Source organism: Devosia sp. P3_B2 (assembly GCF_056402875.1).
Genome location: NZ_JBFUGO010000014.1, coordinates 96,729 through 115,549, shown reverse-complemented (window position 1 = coordinate 115,549; position 18,821 = coordinate 96,729). Strand labels below are relative to the sequence as shown.

Annotated in this window: 15 protein-coding genes; 9 read left to right on the top strand and 6 right to left on the bottom strand. The window is 64.7% G+C overall.

The features are described from left to right. From AC1DV8_RS19825 to flaF, 5 genes are all read left to right on the top strand, one after another. Positions 1–872, top strand: an 872-nt coding sequence (locus AC1DV8_RS19825) for a flagellin (protein WP_477158629.1), incomplete at its 5' end; no start/stop codon positions are given. Positions 873–1,047: 175 nt separating this feature from the next. Beyond that, positions 1,048–2,865, top strand: coding sequence for a flagellin N-terminal helical domain-containing protein (locus AC1DV8_RS19820; RefSeq protein ID WP_477158628.1), 1,818 nt, complete (start codon positions 1,048–1,050; stop codon positions 2,863–2,865). An 86-nt stretch (positions 2,866–2,951) separates the two neighbouring features. Beyond that, a complete protein-coding gene (locus AC1DV8_RS19815; RefSeq protein ID WP_477158627.1) occupies positions 2,952–4,154 on the top strand; it encodes an MFS transporter in 1,203 nt (400 codons plus the stop codon). 63 nt (positions 4,155–4,217) lie between these two features. Continuing rightward, positions 4,218–4,604 carry a flagellar biosynthesis repressor FlbT gene (flbT, locus tag AC1DV8_RS19810; protein ID WP_477149639.1) on the top strand — a complete coding sequence of 129 codons (387 nt, stop codon included), beginning with the start codon at positions 4,218–4,220 and terminating at the stop codon, positions 4,602–4,604. Next, entirely contained in the window at positions 4,594–4,965 is a 372-nt protein-coding gene (flaF, locus tag AC1DV8_RS19805) for a flagellar biosynthesis regulator FlaF (RefSeq protein WP_477149640.1), read from the top strand. Before flbT ends, flaF begins: the two co-directional genes overlap by 11 nt. A gap of 155 nt (positions 4,966–5,120) precedes the next feature. Here the strand turns inward: flaF and AC1DV8_RS19800 are convergent, their stop codons facing one another. The 3 genes from AC1DV8_RS19800 to AC1DV8_RS19790 form a co-directional block, all read right to left on the bottom strand. Further along, positions 5,121–6,623, bottom strand: coding sequence for a flagellin N-terminal helical domain-containing protein (locus AC1DV8_RS19800; RefSeq protein ID WP_477158626.1), 1,503 nt, complete (start codon positions 6,621–6,623; stop codon positions 5,121–5,123). 12 nt (positions 6,624–6,635) lie between these two features. Then, positions 6,636–8,483, bottom strand: a complete 1,848-nt coding sequence (flgK, locus tag AC1DV8_RS19795; protein ID WP_477158625.1) for a flagellar hook-associated protein FlgK — start codon at positions 8,481–8,483, stop codon at positions 6,636–6,638. A gap of 68 nt (positions 8,484–8,551) precedes the next feature. Next, positions 8,552–10,306: a flagellar hook protein FlgE gene (locus AC1DV8_RS19790; RefSeq protein ID WP_477158624.1), complete on the bottom strand. Its 1,755-nt coding sequence runs from the start codon at positions 10,304–10,306 to the stop codon at positions 8,552–8,554. A gap of 255 nt (positions 10,307–10,561) precedes the next feature. Here AC1DV8_RS19790 and AC1DV8_RS19785 point away from each other — a divergent pair, with 255 nt between their 5' ends. After that, the gene (locus AC1DV8_RS19785) at positions 10,562–11,428 is read left to right on the top strand and encodes an ATPase (RefSeq protein WP_477158623.1); all 867 of its coding nucleotides are present in this window, start codon (positions 10,562–10,564) and stop codon (positions 11,426–11,428) included. 57 nt (positions 11,429–11,485) lie between these two features. Beyond that, positions 11,486–12,403, top strand: a complete 918-nt coding sequence (locus AC1DV8_RS19780) for a homoserine O-succinyltransferase (RefSeq protein WP_477158622.1) — start codon at positions 11,486–11,488, stop codon at positions 12,401–12,403. Between the two features lie 96 nt (positions 12,404–12,499). Here the strand turns inward: AC1DV8_RS19780 and AC1DV8_RS19775 are convergent, their stop codons facing one another. The 3 genes from AC1DV8_RS19775 to AC1DV8_RS19765 are packed head-to-tail and all read right to left on the bottom strand — an operon-like array spanning position 12,500 to position 16,064. Then, complete coding sequence (locus tag AC1DV8_RS19775; RefSeq protein WP_477158621.1) at positions 12,500–12,934, bottom strand: SRPBCC family protein; 435 nt, start codon at positions 12,932–12,934, stop codon at positions 12,500–12,502. Positions 12,935–12,957: 23 nt separating this feature from the next. Continuing rightward, a complete protein-coding gene (locus AC1DV8_RS19770) occupies positions 12,958–14,118 on the bottom strand; it encodes a hypothetical protein (protein ID WP_477158620.1) in 1,161 nt (386 codons plus the stop codon). After that, a complete protein-coding gene (locus AC1DV8_RS19765) occupies positions 14,115–16,064 on the bottom strand; it encodes a glycosyltransferase family 2 protein (RefSeq protein WP_477149648.1) in 1,950 nt (649 codons plus the stop codon). The genes AC1DV8_RS19770 and AC1DV8_RS19765 overlap by 4 nt, the downstream gene beginning before the upstream one ends. Before the next feature lie 129 nt (positions 16,065–16,193). On the opposite strand from AC1DV8_RS19765, the gene AC1DV8_RS19760 reads away from it, so the two are divergent. Next, positions 16,194–17,648 (top strand): YcjX family GTP-binding protein, encoded by a 1,455-nt coding sequence (locus AC1DV8_RS19760; RefSeq protein WP_477158619.1) that lies wholly within the window; start codon positions 16,194–16,196, stop codon positions 17,646–17,648. Then, positions 17,645–18,667 (top strand): YcjF family protein, encoded by a 1,023-nt coding sequence (locus tag AC1DV8_RS19755; RefSeq protein WP_477158618.1) that lies wholly within the window; start codon positions 17,645–17,647, stop codon positions 18,665–18,667. The genes AC1DV8_RS19760 and AC1DV8_RS19755 overlap by 4 nt, the downstream gene beginning before the upstream one ends. The last annotated feature ends 154 nt before the right edge of the window (positions 18,668–18,821 follow it).

Below are 18,821 nucleotides of genomic sequence, written 5' to 3'. Positions count from 1 at the left end.
GCGGCAAGCTGGTGCTGACCTCGGCCACCACGGGCACCAACTCGTCGGTTGCCGTGACCAACTTCGCCGAGACTGACGCCGACACCGACACCACCATCACCGGTATCGGCCTTGACGCCGGCACCTCGGCGGCTGGTGCTGCAACGGTCGCGCCCGGCGCGGTGAAGACTGTCGATGCTCTCGTTACCGAGATCAACGGCAAGGCCGAACTGAAGGACAAGATCCGCGCTTCCAACGACGGCGGCAAGCTTCGCATCGAGAACCTCTCGACCGAAGACCTCACCGTTACCGGCGTTGGTACCGACGGTGAAGTCGACGGCACCACCGGGACTGCCGACATCGGTGGCAATGACGTCCGCAAGAACCTGGCCAAGCAGTTCAACGAACTGCGCGACCAGCTCGACAAGCTGGCTGATGACGCCTCTTTCAACGGCATCAACCTGCTCCGCGGCGACAAGCTGAAGCTGACGTTCAACGAGACCGGCACTTCGACCATCGACATCCAGGCAAAGGATGCCGACGGCACTGCCACCTCGATCAACAACACTTCGCTTGGCATCACCACCGTTGCCGACAAGGACCTCGACAGCGACGCGTCGATCGACGCCAAGCTGAGCACGCTGGGCGACGCCCTCGGTAACCTGCGTTCGCAGTCTTCGGCCTTCGGCTCGAACCTGTCGATCGTGCAGAACCGCACCGACTTCACCAAGAACATGATCAACACCCTCGAGACCGGTGCGGCGAACCTCACGCTTGCCGACACCAACGAGGAAGCAGCGAACCTGCTCGCTCTGCAGACCCGCCAGCAGCTGTCTTCGACGGCTCTGTCGATGGCCTCGCAGGCCGATCAGGCCGTGCTTCGCCTGTTCTAAGAAGTCAGTCGCAAGACAAGGCGAAGGCGGGCTCCGGCCCGCCTTTTTCTTTTGGGCTAGACTGTTTTCGCAACCCGATTAACCGGTCGTTTGCACCTGTGGCTCGATAGATACTCATTGTGACGAGCCGGGCCCCAGGATGCGGGCATGCTAGACAGACCAGAAGGTTTGTGACGTGGCCGAAGTAAACCTCTCCAAGGCGGTTCGCTCGAACCTGCTTTCGCTCCAATCGACCGCCACCTCGATGGCGAAGACGCAGGAGCGCCTCGCCACTGGCCTCAAGGTCAACTCGGCACTCGACAACCCCACCAACTTCTTCACTGCAGCGTCGCTGAACAGCCGCGCCGGTGACATGTCGAACCTGCTGGACTCGATGTCGAACGGCATCAAGACCATCGAGGCCGCCGACAACGGCCTGAGTTCGATCACCAAGACGGTCGAGTCGATGCAGTCGACGCTGCGCCAGGCTCGGCAGGACAAGTCGTTCAAGACCCAGTCCTTCACCATGGATCCGGGCCGCACCGGCCTGCTGGAGTTCTCCGGCGGCGCCGTTGGCGGCACCGCCGTCGGCGTATCGCTGGGCAGCGCCGGCGCGGTGCAGTCGACGGTTGCGGCGTCAGCGGATTTCGTCCCGCCTGGCGACGGTTCGGTGTCCTTCGCCTTCAACGCCGATACGACGGGGTTCAGCGGCTCCGACGCGGTCGCGTTCCAACTCTCTCAAACCGGGGGTTTTGGCAGCGTTTCCTGGCCCATAACGATCGATAGCTTCCAGCTTTCGATGTATGGCAATAACGACAACGTCGTCGACGACATCAATGAGCTCACCCAGTTGCTCGAGGGGCAGCTGCTGGCGGATGGTTTCGCGACATCGGTAACCAACGACGGCACCAACATCACCATTGCAAGCACGGCAGGCCCGGGCAGCAACCTGTCGATTTCGGCCGTCGACGGCGACGTGGACGTTGGCGGCAACGTAAACGCGACGTTCGGCATCACCGCGCAGGCCGGTACACCGTCGGCACCAATCACCATCAGCAACGGCACGAACACCGCGACGATCAACCTTACGGATTCCAACGCCCCCGACGCGACCACGGCCCGTAGCTACATCCAGTCGCAGCTGACGGCGCAGGGAGTGTCCGGCGTCACGGTGGGAGGCAGCGGCAACCGCATCGACCTCCAGGGTGAGGCCAATGGCTCCAATTCCGTCACCGTCGGCGGGGCCGGTGCTGCTGCAGTGTTCGGCGCTTCTCCCGGCGTGACCGCCGGCGCCACAGCCGGCACCTATTCGGTCGACCAGCTCGTCCAGTCGATCAACACCAACACCAGCCTCAAGGACAAGGTCCGCGCCTCCAACGACAACGGCAAGCTCCGGATCGAGAACCTCTCGACCGAAGAGCTGACCGTCAAGGGCGTCGGAACCGACGGCGAGATCGACGGGACCTCGGGCACTGCCGAGATCGGTGGCAACGAGGTGCGCAAGAATCTCGTCAAGCAGTTCAACGAGTTGCGCGACCAGCTCGACAAGTTCGCCGACGACGCCTCGTTCAACGGCATCAACCTCTTACGCGGCGACAAGCTCAAGCTGACATTCAACGAGACCGGCACCTCCACCATCGATATCCAGGCCAAGGATTCCGATGGCGACCCGACCTCGGTGAACAACACGACGCTCGGTATCGCCTCCGCGGTGGACGCAGACTTCGACAGCGATGCCTCGCTCGATGCCCGTCTCGGCAAGCTGGGCGACGCACTGGGCAAGCTCCGCTCGCAGGCCTCAGCTTTCGGCTCGAACCTGTCGATCGTCGAGAACCGCAACGACTTCACCAAGTCGATGATCAACACCCTGGAAACCGGCGCCGCCAACCTGACGCTGGCCGATACCAACCAGGAAGCCGCGAACCTGCTCGCGCTGCAGACCCGCCAGCAGCTGTCCTCGACAGCGCTGTCGATGGCCTCGCAGGCCGACCAGGCCGTGCTGCGGCTGTTCTAGCGGCATTGGCAGAGACTTGAGGACAGGCGGGCCGGTGCCCGCCTTTTCCATTGTCATGGGTCGCTCGCCGGGCAATCGTCGCACCCATGACGCCGTTCCGAGACATCCTCCGCATCCCGGCCCAGCGCCGGCTGCTGTTTGCGGCCATTCCCGCCGATTTCGCCGACTGGTTCGACTACGTCGCCGTGGTTGCGCTGATCGCCTATGTCTGGGGCCACGGCCCGGTCGCCCTCGCCTTCCTGGCCCTGGCCTTCTCCCTGCCCTACGTCATCGCCGGCCCGCTGCTCGCCGCCTGGGTCGATCGCACCGAGTTGAAGCGCGTGCTGCTGGTTTCCAACCTTGGCCGTGGCGCGCTGACCTTCGCCCTGGCGCTGGCGCCCAATGTTGAGGTTCTGCTGCTGCTTGTCCTGCTGCGCGGCATCGTCGATTCCGCCTTCACCCCCGCCCGGCAGTCGGCCATCCAACTGACGACGCCCGAACCGCTGCTGATGGCCGCCAATGGCCTGCACCAGGGCATCAACCAGGCGAGCAAGATCATAGGCCCGGCGGCTGGCGGGCTGCTACTGGCGCTGCTGCCGGCGCAGGGTGTGTTCGTCGTCAACGGCTTCCTGTCCGTCGTGGCGTTCCTGATCCTGCTGGGCCTGAAGCTGCCGCCTCGCGCCCATGTGCTCCACGGTACCGCGGAGCCATTCCTGCGCCGCGTGTCCGGGGGCATCGCCGAATTCGGGCGCAACCGGCGGCTGCTCGCGGTGCTGATCTTTGCCGCCGCGGCCAACTTCATCTTCTTTCTCTACGACACGCAGATTGCGCTGCTGACCAGCCGTCTCGGCTACGACGCAACGGCCTTCGGGCTGACCGTCACCGCTTCCGGCGTCGGCGGCGTCGTCGGGGCATTTCTAGCGGGCATGGTCAGGCCGAAGCGCCCCCTGGCGATGATGGCCATCCCGGCTTTGATCTCCGGCCCGGTGACCATCGCCGTGGCGCTCGCGGCGGGGTGGAGCCTCGCCATTCCGTTCCCACTGTTCTGTGTGGTGATGGCAGTGATGGGCGGCACCACGGTGTTCATGATGGTGCCCTATCGCTCGGTGATCCAGGCCGAAACGCCACCTGATCGGATCGGCCGGGTCACTGCCGCCGGCGAGGCCGCGATGATCTCGGCCATGATGTCGGCACCGTTCCTCGGCAGCCTGATCAGCGCCGGCTTCGGGGTCCCGGCACCGTTCATCCTGGGCGGCGCCCTGCTCATCCTCCTTGGTCTCGGAGCACTCGCATTCGCCCTGCGCCGGTAGCGTTTTGGTGACGCGCCGTATGCAGTATGCTGCTCCACGGAATCATGGGGTCGAGCCACCGATATGTCGCTAAAGGTCGAACTGAAGCCGGGCGAACGCCTGATCGTCGGCAACTGCGTCATCACCAACTCGGATCAGCGCACGCGGCTGTTCATCGACGGTAAGGCGCCAATCCTGCGCGAGAAGGATATCCTGACTTTCGACACCGCCGACAGTCCCGCCAAGCGCATCTACTTGGCGGTGCAGCTCATGTATATTCATGAGAGCGTCGAACGACTTACGCAGGACTACTTTCAACTGGTCAACGACATCATCACGGCAGCGCCATCAACAATCCGCATTGTTGACGAAATCAATAACGAGATATTAACCGGCTCCCTGTACAAAGCACTCAAGGCTGCGAAAAAGCTGATCCAGTACGAACAGGAACTCCTCGGCAATGCAGAATAGTGCGGCCCTCGCCTACCAGCAGGTAGGCAGGCAGACGGTTAATCCTCGTCTCCTCGAGGCGAACCTCCTCTCTCGAGCTGCCGGCCAGATGCAGCGCATCAGGGACGATTGGGACAACGAGCGTCACGAGCTCCACAACGCCCTGATGTTCAACCGGAAGCTCTGGACCGTGTTCCTCGGCTCGGTGACCGGCGAGGAAAGCCCGCTGCCAAAGTCGCTGCGCGAGAACATCGCCAACCTCGGCCTGTTCGTGATGAAGCAGACGATGACCATCCAGGCCGAGCCGTCGGCCAACAAGCTCACCGTGCTGATCAACATCAACCGCGAGATCGCCACCGGACTGCGCGCAGGCCAGAGCTGAGCGCGACACATCGCTGCGAATGATCAAGCCCGCGGAAACGCGGGCTTTGTTGTTTCTAGCCGTTCCTGCGGCCATGCCTGCGCACCAGAAAACAGAGATCCCCGCTTTCGCGGGGATGACTTGTGCGATCGGGGTCTGCGGAACGTTGGCGGCCGCTACCGCATGTAGTTCACGAGCGATAGCTGGCTCAGCAGCGCGGTGGTCTGGTAGCTGGCTTCCAGCCGGGTCTTCAGCGCCAGGATCTCCATCGCGATGGTCTCGGTCGGCGCGGACTCGATCTGCTCCAGCATGTTGCCGAGCTGCGCCGAGTGCGCCGTGTGCCGCTCGGCAATGGCGCCCGTCGTGCTCTGCGCGAGGCCGAGTTCGACCGTGATGGCCGCCAGTGAGCCCGGCTGATTGTCCTTGGTGTCGGCGAGCCGCGAGGCGTTGCGCGACATCATCGAGGTGTAGCGCTCCTCCGAGGTCGGATCGCTGTCCGGAAAATCCTGTACGGCCACGGCGGCGAGCGTCTGGATCAGATTGAGGAAGCCACTTTCGTTGGCCTGCACGCCATAACCCACGGTCGTGCCCTCACCCACGCGGGCGGTGACGGTGTTGCGCGGATCGGCGCTGTCCTCGCCATTGTACCAGAGCATCGTGTTGGCCGAGGTGCCGGCAATGAGGCCGGTGGCGGTGTCGTAGGGCGGGCCGTCGACGCGCATCACCTGCTCGCCCTGCCCGTTGAAGAAGTCGTCCGCTGCGGCATAGGCCGATGCCGAAACCAGCGCGGTCTCGGCCAGGTTTTTCACCGAACTGGTGAGTGCCGTGCCGAAGTTCGCCGCGGTGGTGTCGGCATCGGCGCCGATCTGGAACTCGCCTGCGCCCGGCGGGGCGGTGGTCGCGACGAGGACGACCTGCTCCTCGGTGCCATCAGGCATGGTGAAGCTGACCTGCACCTTGTCGCCGGCAGACGGCAGCGGCGTGCCGAACTGCACCGTCAGCTGCGGCGGCGGGCCACCACCGGGGGCGGTCACCGCGATGTTCGCCGAGGTGGTGGTGACGCCTGAGAGCTTCATGCCGAACACGGTGGTCTCTTCCGCCAGCGTCACCGTGTCGGTCACGGTACTGATGTCGAGCCGGCCCAGGTGGTCGGTCCCCAGATCGGCAAGCTTCCGCTCACCCACGACCTGCTTGAACCCCGCGCGCGCGCCGACGCCGTTCATCAGGTCCGCCGGCGTCGAGACCGGCTTGCTGTCGGTGCGGTTGCCGCCGAACATGTAACGGCCAGCGATATCGGTGTTGAGCAGCGTCATCACCTCGTCGAAGCGCGAACCGGCGAGTGTCGGCGTGGTCTGGAAGTTGATGCCGGAGGTGCCGCCGCCGCCAGAAATAGCCGCGGCGCGGGCGTCGGACTCGATAGTGTCGAGCCGGCTCATCACCGTATCCAGCACTTCGAGGCGAAGGTTCACGGTCGAGATCGACTGCTGGTAGCCATCCATCCGCGCCACGCGCTGGCGCAGCGCCAGGTCGAAGTACCGGTCCGAGCCCATCTCTGCGAGCGTCGAGGCCTTCTCCCCGCTCGACAACTGCGTCTGCAGCTTGTCGTAGCGCTCTTTCATGTTGGTGATGTTCTTGATGCCGTTGGCGAGCGGGAACATCGTCTTGCCGACTGAGGTCATGGTGTTCGCACCTTAGAGCTGCATCAGGGAGTCCATCAGTTCCTGCACTACGCTCATCACGCGCGCATTGGCGGCGAAGGCGTTCTGCAGTTCCATCAGACGTGCCATTTCTTCGTCGACGTCGACGCCGTACTCGCTGTCGAGGCGCTGCGTCAGCGCATCGAGCGTCATCTCCTGCGTCTCGCTGTCCGAGATCGCGGAGGCCGCCGCGTTGCCCTGGTAGTTGATCGTCTGCGAGATGATGTCGGCCACGGTGCCGCCGAGGCGGAAGCTCGCGGTGGTGCCGCTCGATCCCTCGGCGCCGGCAAAGCGCATGCCGTCGAGGTTGGAGACGATCTGGTTCAGCCGGCTCTGGTCGCCGAGCGGCGTGGTGCCGGTATATTGCACCAGCAGCTTGTTGTCGTTCACCACCGCCTGGTTGACGCTGATGCGCCCGGCGAAACCGAGCTTCTGTCCGACGCCGTCGAGGCTGTCGGTATAGTCGGCATTGTTGGTGTCGACGAACAGGGAGAAGCCGAGGCCGCCGTTCTGCAGGCCCGTCGCCGTGGTCCGCGTCTGCAGCGACAGCATGTCGGTGGTGCCGGCGGCGCCGTCATCCATCACCCTCAGCATGGCGCCCGATGGGCTGCTGACCGAGAGGCTGGTACCGAGTTTTCCCTGCAGCTGCGCCGCAACCGACGCCGCGCCGCCGGAGAAATCGAGCCCGACCACTCGCGCGCCGTTGGCATCGACATAGTCGATCGGCAGCTTCGAGGCGTCGTCGACGCGCAGTACGCGCACGTTCTTTTCGGCGCCACCCTGCAGGTACTTGAAGGTGAACTCGTTGCCGTTGCGGACGTTGGCGAGGTCGACCTCGTAGCCGTTGGAGGCGCCCGAGGTCACCTGCGTTCCCGTGGTCACGTTGGTCGACATCGCCTTAGCCAGCGAGGAGGCGATCTCGTCGAGCTGGTCCTGCGCCTCCACCAGCGACTGGTCGCGCAATTCAATGAGCCCGGCGAGCTCACCGGAGCTGAGAACGTTCTGCTTGACCAGGTCGATCTCGAGCCCGGCCGGCGTCATGATCGTGAGCTTGCCAACGCCGCTGACCGCATCGTTGGGGCTGAAGCGCGAGCTGGCCGACAGCGCACCGGCGCTCTCGTACGAGAATACCGAGGCCTTCACATCGAGGATGCCGACGCCGGAGCGCGTCATCAGCGAGACCGTGCCGTCGCCGCGATAGCTGACGCGCAGGTCCATCTGCTGTGACAGGCCTTCGACCAGCCGGTCGCGCTGGTCCAGCAACGTGGCGCGCGAGGTCGGATCGATCCCCTGGTCGGCCAGCCTGAGGTTGACCTTCTCCAGCGATTGCAGCTGGTTGTTGATGGTGTCGACGCTGTTGGAGAGCCGCGACTCGGTCTCCTGCCGGAGAGACTGGATGTCGGAGGTGAGCCGGTTGAGCGTCCCCGCCAGCCCCTCGGCCTTCTGCACCAGGTCGGCGCGGTTGGCGTAGCTGTCCGGGCTGGTAGCGGCCGCCGCCAGCGCGCTCTCGAAGGCGTTGTAGGCGCTATCGACGGAGCCGGTCGTGCCGGGTTTGCCGAACAGCGTCTGCACGCGATCGAGGAAACTCGCCTTGACGCTGGAGAAGCCGGATTCGCCCGTGGCACGCGTGTAGTGCTGCTGCAGGCTCTGGCTGAAGGTGCGGGTGAGTTGCCCCTCGCGAGCATAGGTGGAATTGACGCCCACCGAGTCGATGATGCTGACCGAACGCCGGTGGTATCCGGGGGTACCGGCATTGGCGACGTTGTTCGACAGCGTGTCGAGCGCGCTTTGCCCGACGCGCATCCCGCTGAGCGCATTGCTGAGGGTAACCGAAAGCCCCATTCCGTCCTACTCCAGCCCCATCCCGAGCCGCCGCGGTTGACCCGCGACAGCTCTGTTCATCCGCCGCCTCAGCGGACCATGTTCAGTGCTTCCTGCAGCATCTGGTCCGCGGTCGAGACGATGCGGGTGCCGGCGGCATAAGCCTGCTGGGTGATGATCAGCTTGGTGAACTCCTCGGAGATGTCGGTGTTCGACGCTTCGAGCGAGGAGCCGATGACGCCACCATTGTCGAGCAGCGGCTCGCCCGACTCCGACGTCGCAGCGAACACGCCGCCATCCATGCGCTTCAGTGCATTCGCGGCATTGAAGTTCGCCGTCACCACCTGGGCGACCTCGAGCTGCTGGCCGTTGTTGTAGGAGACGACGACGCGGCCGTTGTCGTTCACCGCGACCGAGACGTACTCACCAGCGGCGTAGCCGTTCTGGTTGAGCGTGGTCACCTCGGCGGTGCCGTTCGGATCGGCGAACTGGGTGAGCCCGTTCGCGCCGTGCTGCAGACGTATGTCGCCAATGGTCACGCCGTTCACCGTGAGCCCCGGCAGGTCGGTGTATTCCACTGCCGGGTTGGGCGAACCGTCGGCGCCGAAGGTGTAGTCGCCGCCCATGCGGGTCCAGGCGGTACCAGAACCGGTGGCTTCCGAGTTGGTGAGGACGAACATGTTCCAGCGCTCAGCGCCGCCATTGGCGGTCGAGTTCACCTTGGCCCAGCGCACCTGCACGTTGGCGGGAGCGCCGTTGCCGGCATAGACCGTGATCGCGCCGCCCGAGATCGACTGGGCGACGAAAGTGTCCGCGTCGTCGGCACTGACGGCGTTGACGCGTGCGGAGAGGGCCGTCGCGGCCGACACGGTCGGATTGATCGTGCCATTGGCAAGGTTGAAGCCGGTGGTGGAGGTGCCGGTAGTATTGTCGGTGAGGGTGACCGTGTCGGTGGCGTTGGCGGCCGTAACTGTGATCGCACCGGCGGTGTTCCGGGCGAGGGTAACGCCGCCCGGCAGCAAGCCCTGAACCGCAGTCAGCATCGCGTCGACATCCGCGTAGGCCGTGATGTCGATGTTGTTGCCGGAGCTGCCGCCGCCGCTGATGAAGTTGATGGTCGTCGCTGCGCCGCCATTGACGGCGACGCTCAGCGAGTCACCGGCTGCGGCTATGGTCGACGGCAAGGCCGTGCCCGTCGTGGTGGCGCCCGAGGTGGTGGCCGGAGTATCCGGCGTGAGCGTCAGGAAGTCCTGCGCCCGCAGCAGCTCGCTGCCGACGGTCTTCGCCGCCTGGTACGCTGCAGTCTTAGGCAATTGCGGCAGGTTCAGCTCGTAGTTGACGCGCGTGGTCTGCTGTGCCGGCAGGAACGAGTTGGAGACGCGTAGCACCTGCGGGACCGAGCCCGAGATGTTCTGCGTCACCGGGTCGATCGGCAGGCCCTTCAGGTAGTAGCCCGAGCCGTTGACCAGGTAGCCGTTCTTGTCGAGCTCGAAGTCGCCGCGCCGAGTGTAGTAGCTGGCGCCCGCGAACAGCGCGTCACCGTCCGACTGGCCGATCGGCGGCTCGACGATGAAGAAGCCGTTGCCGTTGATGGCCATGTTGGTTTCGGTCGACGTGCCCTTGACGTCACCCTGCAGGTTGTTGGTCGAGCGCGACTGCGCCAGGACCGAACCGGCGGTCTGCCGCTTCTGCGGTGCGTCGGGGATCAGGTCGACGAAATCGGTGTCGATGCGCTTGAAGCCGGTGGTCTGGCTGTTGGCGATGTTGCCCGAGATGTTCTCGAGCGCGAAGGATTGGGCGCGTAGCCCGGTGACTGCGGTCGAAAGAGCGCCGTAGATGCCCATAGTTTGCTCCATACCCCCATTTGGCGTGCGGACACGCGGGTTCGGGTAAAGCAATGCAAGGGTGATGCCAGATCGGGATACCGTTGAATTTGCTGGGTTTTCTGGCACGCCGGTAACGGGTGCGGCGATAACAAGGCAAAAGAGTCCGAGCTATGCGGCAGGAATTGCCGATAGCATGAGATCTCGCCGGAGCCCCTGCCCTTGTCCGCTCTGCGCGCATCGTCTAAATCCATGCGCCGAACCGGACCCGCCCCTATGCTGTTCAACTCCGCCGAGGACTTCCTGAGCGCGCCGCGTCACGCCGTGACGGTGTTCGGCATGGCCGGCGTCGGCAAGACCTGGCTGGCGGCGCTGCTGCGCAAGCACCAGTGGTTCCACTACTCGGCCGATTACCGCATCGGCACGCGCTACATGGGCGAGTTCATTGTCGACAACTTCAAGGCCGAGGCCATGAAGGTGCCGTTCCTGCGAGACCTCTTGCGCTCGGACTCGATCAAGATCGACAGCAACATCACCTTCGCCAACCTCGACCCGCTCTCGACCTATCTTGGGCGGCCGGGCGATACGCGCCGTGGCGGCCTGCCGCTCGATGAGTACCAGCGGCGGCAGGAGCAGCACCGGATTGCCGAGATCGCGGCGCTCGAGGATGTGCCCTACTTCATCGAGCGCGCCGATACGCTCTATGGCTACTCGAACTTCATCGCCGACACCGGCGGTTCGCTGATCGAGGTGGTGGACCCGGCCAATGCCGAGGATCCGGTGATTAAGGCGCTGACTTCGAGCACCCTGCTGCTCTACATCCGGGGCACCGAGCACGACACGGCGGAACTGGTCCGCCGCTTCAAGCACAGCCCCAAGCCGATGTACTACCAGCCACATTTCCTCGTCGAGAAGTGGGCCGAGTTCAAGAAGCTCAACAAGGTCAAGGACGACGCCGACGTCGATCCGGATGCCTTTGGCGCGTGGGGTTTCGAGGCGCTGCTGAAAGATCGGCTGCCACGCTACCAACTGCTCGCCGACAATTTCGGCTACACCATCGAAGCCAGCGACCTCGCCACGGTGCGCGATGGCGACGAATTCCTCGACCTCGTGGCGGGAGCGATCCGGAAGCGAATGCGATAGCGCCGTCCGCGGCGCCGCTTCAGTTCACCCGATCGCTTACCCATCTAGAGGGACATCATGCCCATTCGTATCCCTGACCACCTGCCTGCGGCCAAGACCCTTGTATCGGAGGGTGTCATGGTCATGGACTCCTCCCGCGCCGCTCGCCAGGACATCCGCCCGCTGCAGATCGGGCTGCTCAACCTTATGCCCAACAAGGAACGCACCGAGACGCAGTTCGCCCGGCTGATCGGCGCGACGCCGCTGCAGGTCGACCTGACACTGGTGCGGGTGAGCGACCACAAGTCCAAGAACACCTCGGAAGAGTACCTCAAGAGCTTCTATTCCACCTGGGAAGAGGTGCGGGAGAAGAGGTTTGACGGCTTTGTCGTCACCGGCGCGCCGGTGGCCAACATGCCGTTCGAGGAGGTCAAGTACTGGTCCGAAATGCTCGAGATCATGGACTGGACGCAGACCAACGTGCACCACACGATGTTCATCTGCTGGGGCGCCCAGGCGGCGCTGCACCATTTCCATGGGGCGAAGCGCTACCGCATGCCCAGCAAGGCCTTCGGGGTGTTCCGGCACAAGCTGGTCGGCCCGCAGACGCCGTGGCTGCATGGTTTCTCGGACAGCCCGATGATCCCGGTCAGCCGCTACAACGACATCGACCGGAACAGCCTTGGCAAAGACCTCGAAGTCCTTATCGACAATGAGGAAATCGGCGTTTGCATGCTGCAGGACAAGGTGCGCCCTGCCCTCTACATGCTGAACCACCTCGAGTATGACAACCGCTCGCTGGCGGACGAGTACGAGCGGGACGTGAAGGCCGGGCTCGATACGCCGCCACCGGTGAACCTGTTCCCCAACGGCGACACCACGGTGGAGCCGGAGAACCGCTGGCGCAGCCATGCGCACCTACTGTTCCAGAACTGGATCAATGAGATCTACCAGACGACGCCGTACGAGCTCGAGAAGATCGGGCTGAACGGATAGAACGATATTCGTTCAATTCGTTCGCGCGAAAACTGAGAGAGACGCCCCCTCCGATCCCCCATGAAGAGGAAGGCCGGGAGGGGGCGTCTGCTGCAGTCAGTGCATCCCCTCGGCCGACTTCTTCAGCCCGTCGAGCATCATCGACCAGTTCTTCTCGAACTCCACCCTCGTCTTGGCATCTACCTGCGTCTCCTCGCCCTCGTTGAACTGGCTGAGCGTCACCTTGGTGCGCTGGCCGGTTGGTTCCAGCTGATACTTTACCACGTGGTAGCTGGGCGGGCGCTTGGCGGAGCCGTCCTTGTCGCTCCAATGGGTGAAGCTGAGTTCCTTGGCCTCGGAAAGGCTCTGGATCTCGCCGCGATCGGTGAAGCTCTTGCCCTGCCACTCGCCCTTGAAGGTGATGGGATGGCCGATCTTCCAGTCGGTGTCGATCGTCGTGCCGGGGAACATGGCGCCCTTCTGCATGGCCTTCCAGACCGTGGCGGCAGGCGCGGCGATGGTGGTGTCGATTTCGACGACGGGCTTGTGCATTTCGTCCTCCTTTTGCTGGGAGGTCAAACGCCTGGCCGCAAGGAGAGGTTGCCGACTTCGCCCGGCACGGCGTTGAACAACGCCGCCTTCCAGAGCGGATCATCCCACAAGCCCGTGACGGTCCAGCTGAGAATAACCGAAACACCCAGCATGACCAGCGCGAAGAGCCGCAGGGGCATCGGCAGGCGCACCACCGCCAGCCACGAGGCGAAGGCCGCCAGGAGCGCCACCGCGGGCACAAAGGCCTGCATCTGCGTGTTGAGGATGACCCGCGCAACCGCGAGATAGACCGGGAGCACGATGACGGCGAGCGCGCTGAACACATGCCGCTTCTCCGGCAGCCTGGGCCAGAAGCAGTAGGCCAGCGGTACCACCATTACCGGCGCAAAGGTGACGAGCGACAACAGGCTGGTGCCGACGTCGCCGAACCGCAGGGTACCGTAGGTGGCGACATAGGGGAGCAGCGCCGCGGCTACATCGAGCCGCGCCTGCGCGATAAAGCCGATTATCCCCACGGCGACGATCAGCGACGGCAGAATGGCTACCAGCAGCATGGCGAAAAACGCGCGGGGATCGCGGCGGCCGTCGGGCTCGGCAAGCGCGGCGCCAAGGGCGAACGGCAGGATCAGCAGCGTCGTGATGGGGCTGGCGAGCAGCAGCAGCGGCATGAGTAGGCCGAGACCGATGGCGGACTGCACGTCTCCAACATCCTCGATGCCACGGATGGCCGGGATCAGCGCCGCGAACGCGAAGTAGAGCGGCAGGCCGCGGCTGGCGGCGGTGGTGACGTAGAGCACGTCGGCATGGAGCCCCAGCGCGACGAGGGTGAGCACCGTGCCGATGACGAACCATCCGTTGGCGCGCATGCGATGATAGAGGATGCCGAACATCAGCCCGGTGGCCGCTGCGGCGGTGAGCGACAGCACGCTCTGCTGCACCTGCGTGTAGGGGATCAACCCGACGATCCGCAGCACCGCGTGCGACAGCCAGCCGCCGGTACGCCAGGCCTCGCCGGCCTGCAACGCGGCGATGTCGCGGCGCAGGAAGCCGTTGTCGATGACGTACTGCGCCAGCCACAGGAAGGCTGAAAGCGCCGTGACGGTCACCGCGACCGTGGAGAGCCGCCAGAATTTGACGCGCTTGGGCGGAGCCGTGACGAAGGCGGTGATGTCTGCGAGGCTCATTTGGCCGCCTCGCTCTTGACCTGCTCAAGGGTCTGCTGCGTGACGCTGGACGTGCCGTGCTCGGTCTTTTCCCAGTAGTGGGGATTGAAGATCAGCTGCCAGAAGGCCTTGTACGCCGCGATCGAGTGCAGCACCCAGTAGAACGGCAGCAGCACGCCCACCGGCACCAGGTCGTAATAGCGGCGCTTCAGCGCGGCGATGACTCCGAAATAGACGAGGAAAAGGTTGCCGATCACCAGGTTGAACAGCGCCATGGTGCCGAACGGCTCGGGGAACAGCCAGCCGAAATCCCAGCTGTTGGTGAACCAGACGAGGAAGGTGATCACCCACAGGATCGGCGCCAGCAGCATCGTGAACGGCGGCGCGCCGATGAAGAAGTGGAACGAGAAGAAGCCCTTGGCGCCGATCGACTTCCACAGCTGGATCGGGTGCCGCATGTGCACCAGCCAGGTCTGCATGTAGCCCTTGATCCAGCGCGAGCGCTGCTTGATCCAGCTCGGCAAGACGCCGTTGGCTTCCTCGTAGGTGGTCGAATTGATGACACCGACGGTGTAGCCTTCCTGCGCCAGCCGTACGCCGAGATCAGCATCCTCGGTGACGTTGTAGGGATCCCACGCCCCGACCTTGCGCAGCGCCGAGAGCTTGAAGTGGTTGGAGGTGCCGCCCAGCGGGATCGGCACTTTCAGCCAGTCGAGGCCTGGCAGCAGGAAATCGAACCACTGGCTGTATTCGAGCGTGAACATCCGCGTCAGCCAGTTTTCAGAGCGGTTGAAGTAGTTCAGCCGCCCCTGCACACAGGCGAGATGCGGATCGCCGTTGCGGAACGCCAGCACCGCCTTCTTCAGCTGATCCGGCTCCGGCTGGTCCTCGGCGTCGTAGATGGTGACAAACTCGCCGCGACTGAACTGCAGCGCGTAGTTGCAGGCCTTCGGCTTGGTCTTGGGCTGGCTCGGGGGCACCCGCACGATCTCGAACGTCCCGGGCAGCCGCAGCGCCTTGGCCGCCTCGATGGTCTCGGTGTCGTCTTCCTCGAGAACCAGCTTCACCTCGAGCTTCGAGGCCGGATAATCGAGCCCTTTCAGCGCCTTGGTGAGGAGCGGTAACACCTTCGCTTCTTTGTACATGGGCACCAGTACGGTGTAGACTGGCAGCTCGTTATCCTTCAGCGCAGCGATCGCCTCGGCCGAGATTTCCATGTCAGCCTTGCGCGAGGCGCCGACAAAGGTCAGCACGAACTTGAACGCGAAAGTCAGCGTGTAGATGGTGGTGAAGAACGCCATCAGCGTGACCGCAGTGGCCATCGGCGCGAGCAAAAGGCCCGCCACCAACGCCGCCAGCATGCCCCAAAGCACCAGCTTCTGCGGCCGCGTTACCGTAAACTTGGCCGAGTGCTCGGGCTTCCAGGAGTACAGGGCCTCGCGGGCGAAAAAGCTGTCCCACTCGCGGAACAGCTGCTGCGTCTGCCACAGGATGTCGAACGGCGAAGTGATGACGAAATCGTAGTTGTCGGCGCCGAACCGCTCGTCGCCCCACAGGAAGTGCTCGGTCGAGATTTCGGTGGCGGCGAGGATCAGCCGGCCGTCGATCCGGCGCCACGGCACGATATTGCGCTCGGCATAGTCGGCGCGGTCCTCGACCCGCGTCAGGCTCTCGTCGATCGGCTCCTTCTGCAGATCGACGAACGGCAAGCCGTACACCTCGGCGACCGCCCGGTAGTAGTCGATGGGTCTGACGAACCCGAGCGCGATGATCGTCGAGGCGAGGCTGGAGCCCCACTCCGCCGTCTGCCGCATGGCGATGGCGAGGTCGGTGAGCCGCAGGGTCTTATTTGAAATCAACAGCTTGGCGACATCGAGATGCAGTCGGTCGCCAGCCGTTCGCTCGCGCGGAACACCCAGGAGTTCCGCCGCATCACTCTCGAAGCTACGAGCTACAGCGTAAGCCATGCCCCAGATAAGGCGAACAACAGTGAAGAATCCCCCAACCGTGCGATCACGATTCCTCTAGAGCGCCCAGCGCGGTAGCCTTGCAATCGTGCGGGGACCGCCTACCTTCCCGGCGATCCGGGGACCCTGATGCCGCAATCGCCGACGACCATCACCGACGAGATCGGCATCGCGCTGGGCAACCTCGCCGATGCGGCCGCCGCCCCATTCACGCCGACCTTGCGGCTTGGTGTTACCGGCCTAAGTCGTGCTGGCAAAACGATTTTCATCACTTCGCTGGTCCATAACCTGTTAACCGGCGGGCGGCTGCCGGGGTTTGCGGCGCTGACCGAGGGGCGCTTTATCGGCGCCCGATTGGCCGAGCACCCGGATGCGGGCGTGCCGCGTTTTGCTTACGAGCAGCATCTCGCGGCACTGACCGGCAAGGAGCCGCACTGGCCGGAATCGACGAGGAAGATCAGCCAGTTGCGGCTGACGTTGAAGTTCCAGTCGAAGCGCTGGGTGTCGGGGATGTTCGGACCGACGGTGCTTAATCTCGATATCGTCGACTATCCCGGCGAGTGGCTGCTCGACCTGCCGCTGCTTTCGCTGAGCTTTGCGGAATGGAGCGAGCAGGCACTTAGGCGAGCAGAGCTGCCCCATTCAAAAACCGAGTCCGCTGCATTCCTGAACGAATTACAACAAACGGACAGCTCGAAAGAGGCCACTGACGTCGATGCTGAACGGCTCGCCGTGGCCTTCACGGACTACCTGCGCCGTAGCCGCGAGGACGGACGGGCGCTTAGCACCCTGCCCCCGGGTCGGTTCCTCCTGCCGGGTGACCTCGAGGGTAGCCCGGCGCTGACCTTTGCACCGCTGCCGCCGCCGACAGGGCCGGTGCGCTCGTCGAGCCTCTACGCCATGCTGGAGCGACGATACGAGGCCTACAAGGCGATCGTCGTCCGGCCGTTCTTCCGCGATCACTTCGCCCGGCTGGACCGGCAGGTCGTGCTGGTGGACACGCTACGGGCTCTGAATGCCGGGCCGGCCGCTGTCGCCGATCTCGAAACCGCGCTCACCGATATCCTTGCCTGCTTCCGGCAGGGCGACAACAATCCGATCATCCGGCTGGTGGCGCGGCGGATCGACCGGATCCTGTTCGCCGCCACCAAGGCCGACCACATACATTCCTCCAGCCACGACCGGCTCGAAGCGGTGATGAACCGGCTGGTCGCCGATGCGGCACGCAAGGCCCGGTTCGCCGGGGCGGAGACCCGCTCGATGGCCATCGCGGCGATCCGCGCCACCCGCGAGAGCGTCATCGAGGAGGGGGGCGAGCGGCATGAGGTGATCGTTGGGACGCCGCAAAAGGGTGAGGTGCTGGATGGCACCACCTATGACGGCAACACCGAAATCGCCTTGTTTCCCGGGGACTTGCCGGAACATCCGGACTCGCTTTTTGAGGACGGCCGCCCGGTTGCACTCAAGTTCATGCGGTTCCAGCCGCCGCAGCGGCTGGACAAGAACGCCGAGGGCAACGTGGTGCTGCCGCACATCCGTTTCGACCGTGCGCTCGACTACCTGATCGGGGACTGGCTGAAATGAAACCGCCCTTTGCCCGCACGGTCTCCACCAGCGGCACGGCCGCCGACGAACCGCGCCGCCCTCGGGCGTTCGAGCCGGCGCAGGCTGTCGCGCTGCCCGAGAGCATCGAGCCGATCACTGATATCGACGTGCCGCTGGACGACACGGCGCGGCCGCCGCGCCTGCTCAGCTGGGTTGGGCGGGTGGCATGGACCGCCGGCGGCATCCTGGTGTCGCTGGCGCTGGGGCTGGCGGCGGAACGACTGATCGCCGACCTGTTCGCTGCGCAGCCCTGGCTCGGCTGGGTCGGGCTGGCGGTGCTAGCGGTGCTGGTGATCGCGCTGGTGGTGATCATCATTCGCGAGGTCGCATCGCTGATGCGGCTGAGGGCGCTGGACCGGCTGCGCCATGCAGCGATCGCGGCGCTGGCCAGCGATCGCAACAAGGACGGCGCGGCGATCACCCGCGAGTTGCTCGAGATATACGCCCGCCGGCCCGATTTGGCCCGTCCACGGGACGAGCTCGAGAGCAATGCCCATCACATCTTCGATGGGGCCGAGCATGTGCGGCTGGGTGAGCGGCTGCTGATGGCGCCGCTCGATGCCCGGGCACGGGCGCTGACGGCGGCCTCGGCCCGGCGCGTGGCGCTGGTGACGGCGGTGTCGCCGCGGGCGCTGATCGACATTGCCTTCGTGATCTTCGAGAGCGTCCGGTTGGGCGGCGACATCGCCCGACTTTACGGCGCGCGACCGGGCTTCATCGGCACGTGGCGGCTGATCGGCGCGATTCTCGCGCACCTGGCGGTGACGGGTGGGCTGGTGCTGACTGATGGCGTGGTCGAGCAGCTGCTGGGCCAGGGATTGGCCTCGAAGCTCTCGGCGCGGCTCGGCGAGGGCGTGGTCAACGGGCTGATGACGGTGCGCGTCGGCATCGCGGCGATGCGCGTGGTGCGGCCGCTGCCGTTCGAGGTGGTGAAGCAGCCGATGGTGAAGGACTTCATCCCGGAGCTGGCGAACGTGCTCAATGCGGAGAAGAAGTAGGCGGGGAGTGCCGTTGCCGGCGGGGAGTCGACCCCCACCCCTGTCCCCTCCCCTTAAGAATGGGGAGGGAGACCATCACACTGGCGCCCGAGCGTGCGTCTCCCTCCCCTTGTTGAGGGGGAGGGGTCAGGGGTGGGGGTCGGCCGCACCGGCT